We start from the raw sequence: 15,311 nt of genomic DNA on the forward strand, positions 1-15,311 counted from the left end.
CGGCAAAGAAATCACGACGAGAGGTACTTCTGAGTCGAGCGTATGACTGCTCGTATTTATGTCATCCCCGTGTTGTGGTGATGAACCAGGTAATTAGAATAATAGACTTTACAACGTAGATGAATAACTAGCCAATACGTTGGAACCAACAAGTACTTAACTGATATAGCCACCGATTTTATTTTGTTGTAGTAAAACTCTCTTAACAAGCGATAGACCGCATTGGCTCTTTTTAATTTTCCATTGACATCCATTCAAAGAGATTATAAAATGTGAAAATGATAATCATTATCACAAATAAAAGAATTTCCCAAAAATTCCTCTTCATAGTGATTTGATCTGTACAATCATACATCTAAAATCTTACATAAAAAGGAAGGTCATGCAAAATGAACACAATACGCAGCAATGTATTACGAGCAGTTCTCCTGTTCGCTGTTTTTATGATCGCACTTGTTGGTTGTTCCTCTGAATCATCAAGCACCACCCCTGAGCCGACGCAAACAGCAAGTGATTCGGCTAGCACGGACGCACCAGAAGAAGAAACGGACGCTTCAGAGGAGGAAGGCTCTGATTACCCTATCGTCATTGAGCATGCCTTTGGCGAAACCGTGATTGAAAGCAAGCCAGAACGCGTGGCGACGGTTCAATGGGCAAACCATGATGTTGCCCTAGCACTTGGCGTCGTTCCTGTTGGCTTCTCAGCAGCGAACTTTGGCGTTCAAGATGACAGTGGCCTTTTGCCTTGGACCGCTGAAAAGCTTGATGAGCTCGGCGCAGAGACCCCTAACATTTTCCAAGATACAGATGGACTTGATTTTGAGGCTATTTCCGATTCTGATCCTGATGTTATTTTAGCTTCATACTCAGGAATTACACAGGAAGACTATGACCTTCTTACTGAAATCGCTCCAGTCGTCGCTTATCCAACAGCTCCTTGGGCGACAACATGGCGTGAACAAGTCCTTATGAACGCAAAAGGAATGGGCATGGAGGCCGAGGGCGAACAGCTCATTCAAGACACTGAAGCCCTTGTTCAAGAAAAAGCGAGCGAGTTTCCTGAGATTCAAGGGAAAAAGGTCGTTTGGGTGAACTTCTCGTCGACCGATATGTCGAAGCTACACATTTACACACCTGCAGATCCTCGTGGCGCCTTTTTGATTGAGCTAGGCTTCGAATATCCTGAAAGTGTGACATCGCAAATCACAGACCCGACGAGCTATTCGTTAAGTTTAAGTGCTGAAAATGCCGAAGCCCTTTTTGATGCAGACGTCTTAATTGGCTATGGGGATGACAGTTTATATGAGGCTGTAAAGGCTGATCCGCTGCTTGGAAAGATTCCAGCCATTCAAAGAGGTTCCGTTGTCTTTATCGGGGATGGTACACCACTAGCGGCCTCAGGCACTCCGAACCCACTTTCCATTGCCTATACGATTGACGAATACCTAGAATTGTTAGGCGAAGCTAGCAGTAAGGTCAATGAGTAAATCAGTCGCTTCTGAACAACGAAAACCGCACATTTCCCATGTGCCGAAGCACTTTAAGCTCGTTCTGACTCTTATTTCGATCCTGCTTGGCATTAGTGTGATTGCCTCATTCACCCTCGGTTCTGGTACGGTACGCTTCAATGATTTAATGGACGGTTTGTTTTATAGCAACGTCGATACGTATGAAGCCAATATCGTTCGCAAGCGCATCTCCCGCACCGTCTTCAGCTTATGTTGCGGGGCTGCGCTTGGCGTTTCTGGCGCATTGATGCAGGCCGTTACGCGCAACCCAATCGCAGACCCAAGCATCTTAGGTGTGAATACAGGTGCCTCATTGTTTGTCGTTTTCGGCATTGCGTTTCTAAACATCAGCACGTCTGGTCAGTATATCTGGCTAGCCTTAGCTGGGGCGGTGCTCACTGCCCTTTTCGTTTTTGGCATTGGCTCAATGGGGCGTGGCGGGGCTACGCCTCTTAAGCTTGTGTTGGCTGGAGCTGCGACCACCGCAGCCCTGTCTTCCCTCGTTGTCGCCATTATGATTCCGCGTTCTTACGTCATGGATCAATTTCGATTTTGGCAGGTCGGCAGTGTCGGTTCCGCCAATTGGAGCGATATGGCAACGTTTGCACCATTTTTGGTGACCGGCATTCTAGTTGGCATTCTTACTGCACCCGCACTGAATGCATTAGCCTTAGGAGATGAATTTGCGTCAGGTCTTGGGGTTCGCACCGGAACATTAAGGCTAATTGCGGCCCTAGCAGGCGTTATTTTGTGCGGAGCGACGACCGCGCTCGCAGGACCAATTGGTTTTGTCGGTCTGTTGTCCACTCACGTTATACGACTCCTCCTCGGTCCAAATCAACGCTACATTATTCCGATGTCGGCGATGTCTGGAGCCATCATTTTGACGTTATCTGATGTCAGTGGTCGGCTCATTGGTAGCCCTGGAGAACTTGAAGTCGGCGTTGTTACAGCCTTTATAGGCGCTCCTATCCTAATCATCATCGCGATGAGATCGAAAGTGCGTTCATTATGAAAAATGCTACAATTGAATTCATTCAAACAGGCAGACGTCAAAGACGCCGTAGGTGGGTGCTTGTCACAAGCGTCCTAAGTTTTTTCGCAGTCGTGCTTTGCGGCGCCATGCTTATGTTAGGAAACACCATTTATCCCGTGCAGGATGTTGTTCGAGTGCTTACTGGAGAAGAGATGAAAGGAGCCACCTTTGCCGTCAACACGATCAGGTTACCACGTATGGTGGCAGGGCTTCTTGCTGGATTTGCTTTCGGGATAGCGGGTAACACCTTCCAGACAATGCTACGAAATCCATTGGCGAACCCGAATGTCATCGGCATCACGGCTGGTTCAAGCGCAGCTGCGGTCTTTTGCATCATCATCCTCCAGGCAAGCAATACGGTTGTCTCCATTGCTTCAGTGATCGCTGGACTCATCACAGTTGTCCTGATTTATGTATTATCTAAGCGAAAGCCATTTTCGGTCGGACGTCTAATTCTTGTCGGAATTGGCATACAAGCGATGCTGAATGCCGCGATTTCCTACCTGTTATTGGTAGGCGCAGAACAAGACATTCCTTCAGCCATTCGCTGGCTTAGTGGCAGTCTCAACGGCTCTCAAATGGACGAGCTTCCACCACTCGCAATCTCTGTCCTTATCTGCGTGCCTATCATTCTTTTTCTTTCAAAGGATCTCAGTTTACTGGAGCTTGGCGAACAATCAGCCGCTTCACTCGGAGTGAATACAGACAGAACGAGAATCATACTAATTGTAAGCTCCGTTGTGATGATTGCTTTAGCAACAGCGACCACAGGCCCTATTGCGTTTGTTGCTTTTCTAGCAGGTCCGATCGCAAAACGATTGGTAGGCGTTGGTTTTTCAAATGTCCTTCCTGCTGGTCTCGTTGGTGTGAATCTTGTGTTGGCCGCAGATCTCGTCGGACAGTTTGCTTTTGAGGTCAGATATCCCGTTGGCATCATTACCGGCATTCTTGGTGCACCCTATTTGCTTTTCTTGCTAATTCGAATGAATCGAAAGGGACAGTTATAATGAAACCTACCCATGTATTCAAAGCCGAAAATATCGTCGCAGGCTATGATCATAAAACAGTGATTCACGACGTTAGCCTTGAAATTCCTAGCCATAAAATCAGTGTAATGATAGGGGCCAACGCCTGTGGGAAATCGACGCTATTGAAAACGATGGCAAAGCTTATAAAGCCGACATCTGGAGACATCACCCTTGATGGACAGCCCATCAGAAGCCTGCCACCAAAGCAATTGGCTCGCGTCTTAGGGCTGCTTCCGCAGTCCCCTATTGTTCCAGAAGGGATCTCTGTCGCCGATTTGGTGGGACGAGGAAGGTTTCCTCACCAATCCATGTTCGGGACGTGGACAAAAAAGGACACCGAGGCTGTTGCTGAAGCGCTGGACATGATGAACATTGCAGAGCTCGCCAATCTTCACATTGATGAGCTTTCCGGTGGTCAACGACAGCGCGTCTGGATCGCGATGGCATTAGCCCAGCAAACGGATATTTTATTTCTCGATGAACCAACAACCTTTTTAGACATTACCTATCAGATCGACATCCTTGATTTGCTCACAGATCTGAACCGCAAACACGGCACAACGATCGTGATGGTGCTACATGATATTAACCTGTCCGCACGGTATGCAGACTACATCTTTGCGCTCCATCAAGGCAGGTTAATGGCCGAAGGAAAACCTTCTCAGATCATAACAAGCACGTTGATTAACAACATTTTCGGGCTTGATTGTACTGTGATCGAGGACCCTGTTTCGGGCACCCCGTTTGTCGTACCTAAGGGCAGGCACCATGTGATGCAGTGACACAAATAGCGCCGACTAAAAATCGTCCACAGTTGTGTAAACGTTTCGTCGGCGCTGTTTTGTGTGCAATTGAAAATGTTGGAATGATTCACGTGGAACCATTGTGAAGAAGCTTTTGTTGAAACTTGAGATCCTTCTCATATCCTTTATTCGCCTCGATTGGACTCAATAAACGCTATCATTTCATCTCGTCTTCCAATAATAAAAGTATGCTGCGTACCATCATGCTCAATGATCTTCAGCCGGTTTGGAATAAACCCAAACGATTTTGCTTTCTCGGTGCGTGCAATTTGATGCATAGGCACCTCTAACTCTTTCTTTTGAATGTTAAATCTGTGCGGCTGGAAAAACAGCCGCTCCTCTGAAACCCTCAGCATTCCACCTACCGCTTCAATGCCTCTTTGCAAGTTTGCGCCAATGTTAAAATGAATGTTTTCCTCTTGTCTTTGTACCATACAGACCTCCAAACGTTTTATAGGAAATGGTGAAGTACGAATACTCCCTAATGACAATTTTCCCATAAGTGGAAAAGTCAAACATATATAGAGAGTTTAGAAGAAGAAATACGACGACTCATCCATCATATTGGTGCACCGGACAATAGATTCGGTATACTTTTTTGTTTGGAGTAGACTATTTAGGCTGTTATGGAGCAAAGAAAAATAAAGTTTTCACTCTTTACTATGTCACTCAACTTTCGCAGAGCAAAAAACACTTGTAATGTTTGCTGTGCCTGAGTTGAAGCAAGGTGAGATAGGTTAATTGCCATCTTGAAAACTTGTGTAAATACCTGTATTTTCAAAAGATCGTCTTTTAATAACGAAGCGGACTTCTACACCATAAATCATTTACCGCTTCGTCAAAACACTTCGCTTTCCGCGGGCACGGCTTCAGCTTCCTCGGAAAGCAAGCTTTCCTGCGGGATCTTCAGCTCGCGCTGTTCCCGCAGGAGTCTACGTATTTTGACTTCGCTAATGTTTTGTTTCTGCGGGGTTTGTTTTTATTTTGTCCCGGTCTCGTATAACGGAGAGAAAAACTTGTTTAGGCGTTTTACTTTTGCGAACAAGACAAGTAAGCGCATCGTTTCATGAAAAGTTGTATCAGCTATTGCAAATTGATGAAGCGGTGGACTCCTTTCGTAGAGACCTTGAACGCTGGCTGTGCTTGAGTGGAAGCAAGGTAAGATCCATTAATTCACTACTTCAAAACAACGCCTGCTGTATTCAGTAAATATAAAAGTGCCAATGCTCACAATCCTGTAATTCTAATAGATCCCCTCTTTCTTTGTAACGAAATGAACTCTAGTTAAATCACTAAATGAGTCCCTTTTCAATCCATATCACATCATTAAAAGATGCCAATAGCGAGACTCCCGCGGCAAAGACATCACGACGAAGTCTTTTTGAGTCGATGATGCACTTGAACCCCTTTAGGGTGAAAGCAAGCGTATGGTAGCTTGTATGTTTAAAAAGCAATCCCAACAATAAATTGTAGGTTTACTCAGTGATATCTAAGTGTGCCTGCCAGATGAAAGGTGCGAAAATGAATAATACCTACATTGTTTACGCAAAAGATAATTACCTTGTTCGTGAATACCCCGATGGTCGGATTGAGAAAGAACGAACAGTAGGTTCATGAAGAAGACATGGAGAGATGTTTGCTACTATAGAAAATGGTCATTTAATGAGTGAGGACAGATCCATGCCAAATTGGGGACTAGATTTGATACAATCAATAAAACAAAAATAGGGCTAGCCTAAGTCACAAAAATGACGTTTAGGGTAGCCCTATTTTATTTCTATATGTGGTCATGGTTTCGTATCAAATGAAGTTCGGTAGGGAAACACACTTTCATCGTTTTACCTTTATTCAAACGCACTCCCCATGTATTCTTTTAACTCAAGAATTAACTCCGGCAGCACGGCTTCTTGGTATCCCGCTACACGCAAATCACTCATCGTGCTTGCCACTTGCGAAAGCATGGGATGATGTAAGGCGTCCAGCTTTTTCAAGCGTTCGTCACTTACCTGGACTCCTGACAGCGAGTGACGATAGGACGCTTCATCCATCTTCCAAAAAGACACTTGCCCGGGATAGCGCTGAAAGAGGCGCTCTGCCATAAGCAGACCCTCTGGATCGCAGTCTCCTCCGTAAATCAGTTGTGTGCCGGTTGCCACGAGAAGATCCAACAGACGGAGCGCCGTGAGCTTAAACTGGCCATGTGTACAAACGAGGGGCGCTTCAGGTACTTCATCTAACAAACTGGCGCAAACGCCTGAATTTTCCACGATCCACACGTATGAACCATGAGCAGGACGCGCACTCGTGACGTTGTTTACTTCACGAAGAGGCATGTTCAGAACAGTATGTTGTTCACATGCCGCTGCCCACAATGGCGAAATGCCGTTGCTTGTGGAGGCTGTGATGTTTGCGACAGTGACAAAGTTGGCAATGTCATCCCGAACGAGGGAATGGGCACTTAGCACATCATTCATGTCTTCCGTGTTTGATGAACGGGATGGCGAAACGTCCAAATTCGTCTGCAACACGTGTATGAGCAATCGTCCGAGTTCATTCCCTGGATCAAAGGCATGTGGATCACCTGTAACCTTCTGACTGAACACAGGTAGGCGTGTCGGCTCATCCGGGAACATCGTGACCGCTTTCTCCAGCTTGGGTAGCCATGTGTTCAAACGTCCTTCATCTTGGAGACGATAGATCCAGTAACTGTCCGGCGCTCTTGCCAATACACGGTTAAACCAGAAATCAAGACGCGGGTAGAGGGCTTTCCAGTGCTGCCATTGCGTCTCCTGCTCAAGGAGCTTTTGCTGCTTTGCCTCTTTGATTGAGATGATAGCTTTACCATAATACCCTTCGAGCAAAGCAGACAGCGTAATCCCTTCAAACCGTGTCTGTTGCAGCTTCTTCTCAAACGACAACAAAGTGACATTTCGTTTCTGCTTCAATTCCTCGGCAGTCATACCAAAAAAGGCAGCCACTTCTCTTTGTTCATCGCCGGTCAATGCTGTCACAGGAACACTTCCACCGACACGTCCCAGCGACTCCATCTTTTTTTTAAAGAGGGAAAATAACGTCTCATATCCCGGTCTGCTCTTGAAATAGATTAGCGCCTCTTCCAACATAGTTCCATCTTGCCTCCTTACGTTTCCGCCTGGATGAACGCAGGGCTGTCCTCCTTCATTGCGAGCCTATGCCCGTTCCAATGATAATGGAGCAAGGAGACAAACTGTGCGTTTTTGGCGCGGAGAAGCTCATAGACTGACAAAGCCGACACCGTATCGTAATCGCCCCAGAGCACTTGTGAATTCATAATATAGTCGAAACCAAGCTGTTCCACCACTTCAAACATTTCGCGAATATTGTTTTCATCCACACCAGCAAACGCTTCATCTAACGAAATAATGTACGGGGCATGGTCTGATGCTTCCTGGTACCTTGAGTAACACGCGGTGAGCAATGGAATGTACATCGCCAGTGCCTTTTCTCCCCCACTGAATTTGAAAAATTGGTTATTGGAGAGCTCGCGAACAGGCTCATTCGTCCGTTGAAAGGAGAGCTCGAAAGAAAACCATTTTCGGTAGTCTAGCACTTCTTTTAACACTTGGAGAAGTGTCTGCCCTTCTCCCTGTTCTTCAATCCATTCCTTAGCTCTGTTAATTTTAGAGCGAAAGTGAGCCGTAATGCGGTCGAGATCTTCTTCTTTTAGGAGATTCGCATCTTGCTTCAGTAAGTGGACCAAGTCACGCGTGTCCATTTCCTCTTCCACATCCGCTGTTCTCGGACGCCAGCGAATAGAGAATACAATGCCAGAGGAGATGTTTCGGTTGCCCATCAGCTTGTCCATGTCTTTTGCCCATTTTTCCGCCCTTTGAATTCGGCTGCGGAGCTTCATTCCCACCGACTTAAAGAGAATCTCTTCATAGAGCGCACGATCCGCTTCGTCTAAAATATCCTTTTGCTGCTCACGATGTTCTTCTACTTTTTGTTCCACCACGTAAGGACTTACCTGCTGCCCACGCATGTCGAGCTCAACAATACGTCTGCTCGCTTTCTCTTTCCACACCTCGAGCAGCCTTTCCTGTTCCTCTGTGAGCGCCTCATTTTTCCACGTAGGCATATCAGCAGCGTGTTGAAACAGCTGCATCCTAAATTCAACAAGGGTCGTCTGCTGCTCGTAAAAAGCAGAGGTAAGCTGATTTTCAACGACGGACTTGTCTTTTTTCGCCGCTTCACCGAAGGCTTGCCCAATCGTTCTTGCGACCTGATCAACGTCGTCCCAATCCTCCTCTGGAAGGACAAATCCACGTTTGCCTTCCGCACGAACAGTGTCCGTCCAAAGCAATGCAAATTTTTGCGAGAAATCGACATCTTTTTGCTTCTGCCCAAGGGAGGTTTTTGAATAGCGTAGCTCGGTCTCCTTGCTGCTGAAATCACTTCGCTTCGTTTGTAACAATTGTTCGGTAGACGTTTTGTCAGTCATGACCTGCTTGATTTGGCGACGAATGTCGTCGGCACCCGCCTTTTGAAGCTGCTCTTCCAACTGTGTCACATTGAGGTTGATTCGCTGCACACGATCTTCCTCTTCGTTCAGCTCACCCTTCAACTCATCGACATCTTCCATCAGCTCTTCCAAACGAATGACAACATCCGCTGACCGTTGCTTCACATTTTCTAGCTGGCTCTTGAGTCGCTTCAGCTCCTGAAGCTCCCGCAGATAGATGATCATCGCCTCTTTGGCCGCTCGATACCCTGCAAAGGTCAACTCAATCTCATGGTCTTCTGTAATCGATTGAATATGTTGGTGTCGCGCTTGCACCTCTTTATCGAGCGCTCTCGACTGATTGGCAAGATCAGTAATGCGGTTGTTGAGTTGATCCAATTCAATTTGAACCTTCTCAAGCTGTCTCCAAATCTCCACTAAATCTTTTCCTGAAGGAAAGCGAGACAGATGGGACTGTAGGTGTTTGACAAGGCTAGCTGCCTCCACCTTTCTCTCATCTAAAGAACGCGCCTCGTCTACCAACAAGTCCAGATCGTTTTGAAGTGCAGCGATTTGTTGTTGCTTGTACCGTTCCCTCGCCGTTCTCCCAATAAAACGCACATGATCAAGCGGGAGTGCATGCCCTTTTTCAAGACCAATTTCGTAAGCCCCACTCTCGCTAATGGAAGTTATGCCACCCCCCTCATCTCCAATCAAGATGCTTTGCAGCACGTTGGCGACTCGTTCAACAGGCAAGGAACTGTCTGCGTGCAACGACGGTTTTAAATAATCCGCGAGAGTATGGGAAAGCAACTGCGGATTGGGGATCAAAACGCGATCATGCTCTACCGTCACTCGATCTGTCGCTGTAACCAAGGCATCAAGCATCCCCATGTCTTCAAGCGCCGCCTCGATGCGAATGCGGTGTTCTTCTGGCACATCGTCTTGAAACTCCACTGTCGCCCATAACGGCTCAAATGCAGTGCCCGTGTCTTTCAACCGGCTTCTAGAGGCACGTACAGCAGGAGAACGTTCCGGCTCTGGATCCTTTTTCTTTTTCCAAGCGTTCAGCTCTTCGGTCAACGCATTCTGCTTCAAACCGTTTTCTTTCAGAGCTACGTCCATTTCTGCGACTGTCGTTTTTTGGGCATCCACCAGCGGCTCAATTGCCTTTTGAAAAGGCTGGAGGACGTTGTTGTACTCCGCTTCCTCGAAAAGCTGGTACACATGACGCGTACTTTGACGGAACGCCTCTTCCCCTTCTTTCTGAATCTGCGGGGACGTATCCATCCATTGGCGAATGAGCTCAATTTGCTTTTCTTTTTCTGCATCAAACGTGTCTAACCAGGCCTTTTTATCGTCTTGTTTCTTCTCCATAGCGATTTGGACATCATTTAATTCCAGTCGCTTTGCTGCCGCTTTTCCTTTTTCATCTTCTAAAAGCCGCAATGCTTCTTCTGCTTCTGAGAGAAAGGCTTGGTGAGTGGATGCCTCTTGATCCCAGAGCATAAAATCAAACGCCGTGTCATTGTTGTAGGCAGCTGCATTGTTCGCATGACCAGAAAAAGACGCTTCTAACGCACTTCCTTCGAGGTCCTCAAGCTGGCGGACGGCATCGTGTTCAACAGTCGCGCCTTCTGCCTCCAAAGTGCGAATCCGTTCCTTCGCTGCAAGTTCCTGGCGTCGCTTTTCTTCTTCCTTTTGCTGCAGCTGTTTAACGCGATGTTTTCTCTCTTTGAGCTGCTGTTGTTCTTCTGCGAGCTCTTTTTCCATTTGCCATACCTTGTGTGAGCGTAAGCGATGCTCTTGCTTCTCCAGTGTTTCACGCTGCTGGTCAAGTGTTGAGATCGAAGCGGTCAGGTCGGTGATCTCTTGCTCTAAAGAAGACTGGTTGTTCGCCAGTTCTTCAAGCTCGCGTTCTTCCTTTGCAAGCCTACGCTTTGCCTTCAAAAACTCGCTGACCTGATCCGCTAGTTGACGTTGATTGTACTGTGTATACTTTTGATTAATCTTCCCAAGTGCCGACAGCTCTCGTTCCAGCTGCTCCATATGCTGCCGGGTTTCATCCATCTGTTCAATCGTATCGGACAGATGGCGTAAATCGTCATCGGTCAATGCTGGCAAAGCGGCTTCAAGAATGTCATAAATCGCAGTCGGCTTATATTCCTTAGAGAGCTTCGGGCTGCGAATTTGAATGAGCAACTTAATGAGTTCGTCAAACGCTTCCGAAGACTGAAACCCAAAAATATGACGGTTGACGAGGTTCTTGTATTCCTCCGCTGTTTGCACGACCGTACCGCCGTCAGCTATCCGGTTCTCAAGCTCGATGCGAGACAGCGGAATTTTCTTTCGTTCTCCACCTTCAGTAGTCTCATTATACAACTCGAAATGATGACCGATGCGGCGGTTATCTGTGATGACAAACCCCCAGAATTTCATCGGTTTGTGCCGTTTTGCCTGCAACCCAATGCCAGTCGTAATATACTGCTCGGTCGATTTTCGCTTATATTCAAGAAAAAGGTAGCCTGTTCGCTCGTCACGATTCACGACATCCTTCTCTCCAAGCAAGTAGTCTTCCATCCGTCGCGCTTTTGAACCGAAGGGATCAAGGCGGTCTGGCGTTTTTCTGCCGTCGAGAAGAACTGGCAGAAGGCTTTGCATTGTCACCGATTTTCCCGAACCGTTGCTTCCGCGCAACAGCAGCTTGCCATCAGCAAAATCAAACGTTTCTTCGTCGTAATACCAAAAATTGAACAAGCCCGCACGGTTCATCTGCCAACGTTGCTCTGCTCTCATTGGTGTTCCTCCTCAAAATCTTTTGGATACACGCCGTACATGCGACCGAATGCAGAATGAAGGACGACCATGCCGTAGTCCTCATCTACCTTAGCCATTTCCCAGTCAATTAACGTATTGGTGATGTCTGTCATCAGAGAGGCTTGCCCAGCCTCTCGATACGCCTTGCTCCAGCCATCACCGTAAACCTCTTTGGTTTCAATCACCCATTGCGTCGCTTCCGCCATCGGCAAACGCACATCGCCAAATTCGTTGATCATATCTTCATTCTCCTCGACCTTGCTTCGAACGACCGCAGCAAAATGCAGCAATACATCCATGATGCCCTTATTGCCTGGAAAGAGCGTATACCTTTGGGGACGGTCATGAGAAACCAACATAGCAGTGTTTTTATACGTTTCTAGAGTAAAAGGGGTATGCTCCTCGAAATCTTCACGAAGACGGTTGCGGAATTGTCGAATGTAGGCAAAATCCGCATCGTCTCCCGATGACCGATGGACCGCAGGCGAGAGCATCAGCTGACGATAGACACGTTTGCGACGTTCATCTGTACGATGTCTCTCCCATCCCTTCTCAAGCAGCGATTGAATGGAGCGAAATTGGAAGAGATTTTCTGGATAGGAACGCATAAAATACCTCGCATACACCGTGATTTCATAAAGGACATCCGTGTCTTCACTGCGGACGTACCCTTCTAGATCACCGTCTACGACTTGCAGAATGCGCAGTTCTGAGAGCATTTTTAATGCCCGGACAAGCGACTTACGATGCTGAAACAACGTCCAATCCAATGGCATCGCCCCAGGGTACATCGTGGCAATATCATCGGCAAGGTCTGACAAGAGAAATTGCTCATCCGCCGATTTTTGTTCCGCAAACGCCAGACCACAGCAAAAAATAGCATAATCCAGTGGCTCCTGAAAGGCTTGAATTCCCATCCAAGGCTTCGGGTCAACCGGCATTTTCTCCAGCTTGGCAAAATGCTGATGAACCATAAGATCGTACCCAAACTTATCAGATACATAACGCTTCACTACATGCTCCCGTTCACGTATTGTCTGGTACGCCGCTGGATCGTCTGATCGGAGAATCCAAAAATTCTCAAAAAGAAGGGCAAGAGCGTACACTGCTTTTTCATCAAATGGTTTTTCTTCCATTATGAACCTGCCCCCTCTTTAAACTTAAACACGACATCTGGGAGCTGGAGCTCACCATCCTCTGCAGTCAATAGGACGGGCGGAGCAGAGAGATCGATATGCACGACAACGTCATGTCCAAATTCGGTTTTGATTTGACGCGTTTCTTTCATCATCGCCCGGCTGAGCCAGCTAAGAAACAGCTTTCGCACAGGCGGCTCGATCGTATGCAAATCACGAAATCGAATTTCATTGCCATTGATATACCGTTCTACGATCAACCGCTCCTGCTTCCGTTGTGCGAGAAAAGCCTCTCGTTGCGCCTCTTTTTCAGCCTTGTGCTCTTCAACAGCGCCTGCCTTCGTTTTTTCCCCGTAATTGCGAATACGCGGCGTCGTTTCATGCACCGATGCTTCCGTTTCCCAGACATCCATATAAATGTTTTCCGTCACTTTCGGCTCCGCTTGAAGATGTTTCGTGTGGAACACACCAAACACCGCGGCAGAAAGGCGATGCGCCTCTTCCATAGACGTCAATCCTTCAAACCATTCCGCTAAATGAAGATAATCTTTCTTGCGGCTGCGAAAATGCTGATCTCGCTCACCTAACTGCTGAGCCGTACGAGTGACACGCCGAATCGTTTCCGCCGTACGTTCTTGGATGAGAGAAAACTCACTTTGCCTCGTCTCTGATCCGATAAACCAGTCAGCTAAATTGCGCCAGCGTTCTGCGTACTCTTGCAACACCGCTGTCTCATCCGTCTCCTCAAAGTGGACCACCTTGGCTTTATGACGAGCAACCTGCTCAAAAAAGGCCGTCGTCTCCCGAGGAGTCAACTCATTGAGGAGCGACTGAATATGCAAACCCATCCGTTGTAGTGAGCGAATAAAATCGCGCAAATAGGACGTAAAGCGATCCTTGTACACAAGAAAGGCCTCCTGCTGCATCCGTTCATTCGCCTGTTCACCGTCAATATGAGCAAAATAATCCGAGGTATTTTCCGTAATCGCCCGGAAATACATCATCACATCATCCCAACGTTGCGCACATTCCTCATCCGTAATGGTTGACGTCAGACTATCCTGCACAAGCTGCAGCTTCTCATACAACCGCTGAAACTGGGAGCGCTCTAACGATCCACCAAATTCATCGCCCTGTTGTTCCATACGAACAAGCGTCCGTTCAAACTCCACGGTGAAAGGTGTGCACTGATAGCGAAACCGTTTCTTTTTAAATTCATCAACGGTGTTGACCCGTCCTGTCTCTTGCTGCGCCTTCAAATTCCCCCATTGCACAAGCTGCTGCACATCCTGCTGTACATCATCTAAGTCATAGTGACTAAACGAAGGAAGGGTTTTCAAATATGCCTCTATGTCCTCTATGTATAGAAACTGTTTCATTCGTTCATGCTGCGTAAAACAAAACCGCAGGATAACCCGATAACTCCACGCCTTCTCTGCAGCAAGATACGTCGCTTCTCGTACACGCCTTTGTACCATTTGCTCCGTCATTCCATGTCCCCCTCAATGCTCATTAAGATGTCTTACCACATGTCTAACAGAGACATCACCGAAAGCTGTTGATTTCATCGTATCGCAAGGGTGGTTCTTGTGCAACGTGATGTATTTGGAAGCCTTTAAAGTGGCACACACTTTTCCCACTTTACCAGAAGGCCACCTATAAAACACACTCACAAAAAATGACCACAAAAATAAGCCACTAGGTGTATATCCAGTAGCTTTTCATCAAAGAAGGTTTTTAACAATGCATTTGCATCCCTTTTATTTCCTCCAAAACGTTGTACAGTCTGCCTTATCTTTTATATTGAATGCGATGATTTGCTCAAGTAACGAATAATCAAGCGGCAGCTTCCATTTGATACGAAGCAATTGCTTTGTGTGATCATAGCCCGCCTGGACAATGTCGTCAGAAAAATGATCAATGACCACTTGCTCAGGGGCAACAGACATATGATGATTGGCCATGCTAAAGCCAATAATAAATGTCCCGTGATCCGTAAACATTGGTTGGTTCCAAGCAACTCTTCTTTCTAGCTGTGGAAATGTCGTTGACACCCAAGCAAACAATTCTTCCATTCGCTCCCGCTGGTCTGGGTGGTCAACCCCTGCTAAGTATTCCTTGAACTCTTCCATTTGGTTTCCTCCTTCGCTTTATTCTTCTAAATTCATACTATCAAAAAAAGTAGAAATGAGACAGCCAGTTTGAATGAATGTGTACACAAGGTACCAATGGAATAGCCGCTCACCACCTGAGTTATCCAAAACAGAAGGATATTGTAAATAAAGTGCGAATAACCCTTAGGTTAGCGTTTTGAATGTCGAGAGGAGTGATGTGGTATGAAGAATATCCATGTTGCCATATTTATAAGGGAGCTTACGAAGCAAAACTTGGGAGGAATTTCGTATAAAAACTCACTAATGTTGCATAAATAATTTCATAAAATTCTGTTCTTTATTCATCGCGGGTAAAGCAAAAAAAGGAGAACCTGAACGAAAGGTGATCT

The 15,311-nt window shown here is 46.7% G+C and carries 11 protein-coding genes; 5 read left to right on the top strand and 6 right to left on the bottom strand.

Annotation, left to right across the window (positions count from 1 at the left end; all coding sequences use genetic code 11):
- Nucleotides 1-389: 389 nt before the first annotated feature.
- Genes EV213_RS18910 through EV213_RS18925 form a run of 4 tightly spaced genes read left to right on the top strand, consistent with a single transcriptional unit; the run spans nt 390 to nt 4,354 of the window.
- Entirely contained in the window at nt 390-1,487 is a 1,098-nt protein-coding gene (locus tag EV213_RS18910; RefSeq protein ID WP_133582135.1) for an iron-siderophore ABC transporter substrate-binding protein, read from the top strand.
- On the top strand, nt 1,480-2,523 hold the full coding sequence (locus tag EV213_RS18915; protein ID WP_133582136.1) for a FecCD family ABC transporter permease: 1,044 nt from the start codon (nt 1,480-1,482) through the stop codon (nt 2,521-2,523). Before EV213_RS18910 ends, EV213_RS18915 begins: the two co-directional genes overlap by 8 nt.
- Nucleotides 2,520-3,551, top strand: a complete 1,032-nt coding sequence (locus EV213_RS18920; RefSeq protein ID WP_133582137.1) for a FecCD family ABC transporter permease — start codon at nt 2,520-2,522, stop codon at nt 3,549-3,551. The genes EV213_RS18915 and EV213_RS18920 overlap by 4 nt, the downstream gene beginning before the upstream one ends.
- Nucleotides 3,551-4,354, top strand: a complete 804-nt coding sequence (locus EV213_RS18925) for an ABC transporter ATP-binding protein (RefSeq protein WP_133582138.1) — start codon at nt 3,551-3,553, stop codon at nt 4,352-4,354. The genes EV213_RS18920 and EV213_RS18925 overlap by 1 nt, the downstream gene beginning before the upstream one ends.
- A 146-nt stretch (nt 4,355-4,500) precedes the next feature.
- Here EV213_RS18925 and EV213_RS18930 read toward each other — a convergent pair whose 3' ends face one another.
- Complete coding sequence (locus EV213_RS18930; protein ID WP_166639419.1) at nt 4,501-4,809, bottom strand: GRAM domain-containing protein; 309 nt, start codon at nt 4,807-4,809, stop codon at nt 4,501-4,503.
- A gap of 601 nt (nt 4,810-5,410) precedes the next feature.
- On the opposite strand from EV213_RS18930, the gene EV213_RS20920 reads away from it, so the two are divergent.
- Nucleotides 5,411-5,584 carry a hypothetical protein gene (locus EV213_RS20920; protein WP_166639420.1) on the top strand — a complete coding sequence of 58 codons (174 nt, stop codon included), beginning with the start codon at nt 5,411-5,413 and terminating at the stop codon, nt 5,582-5,584.
- Between the two features lie 635 nt (nt 5,585-6,219).
- Here EV213_RS20920 and EV213_RS18935 read toward each other — a convergent pair.
- The 5 genes from EV213_RS18935 to EV213_RS18955 form a co-directional block, all read right to left on the bottom strand.
- Nucleotides 6,220-7,497: a TIGR02679 family protein gene (locus tag EV213_RS18935; protein ID WP_133582140.1), complete on the bottom strand. Its 1,278-nt coding sequence runs from the start codon at nt 7,495-7,497 to the stop codon at nt 6,220-6,222.
- A gap of 17 nt (nt 7,498-7,514) precedes the next feature.
- On the bottom strand, nt 7,515-11,651 hold the full coding sequence (locus tag EV213_RS18940) for a TIGR02680 family protein (protein WP_133582141.1): 4,137 nt from the start codon (nt 11,649-11,651) through the stop codon (nt 7,515-7,517).
- Nucleotides 11,648-12,808, bottom strand: a complete 1,161-nt coding sequence (locus EV213_RS18945; protein WP_133582142.1) for a TIGR02678 family protein — start codon at nt 12,806-12,808, stop codon at nt 11,648-11,650. The genes EV213_RS18940 and EV213_RS18945 overlap by 4 nt, the downstream gene beginning before the upstream one ends.
- Nucleotides 12,808-14,298 carry a TIGR02677 family protein gene (locus tag EV213_RS18950; protein ID WP_243740273.1) on the bottom strand — a complete coding sequence of 497 codons (1,491 nt, stop codon included), beginning with the start codon at nt 14,296-14,298 and terminating at the stop codon, nt 12,808-12,810. Before EV213_RS18950 ends, EV213_RS18945 begins: the two co-directional genes overlap by 1 nt.
- 270 nt (nt 14,299-14,568) lie before the next feature.
- Nucleotides 14,569-14,940: an iron chaperone gene (locus EV213_RS18955; RefSeq protein WP_133582143.1), complete on the bottom strand. Its 372-nt coding sequence runs from the start codon at nt 14,938-14,940 to the stop codon at nt 14,569-14,571.
- Between the last annotated feature and the right edge of the window lie 371 nt (nt 14,941-15,311).

The sequence above is a fragment of the Aureibacillus halotolerans genome (assembly GCF_004363045.1).
GTDB lineage: Bacteria > Bacillota > Bacilli > Bacillales > DSM-28697 > Aureibacillus > Aureibacillus halotolerans.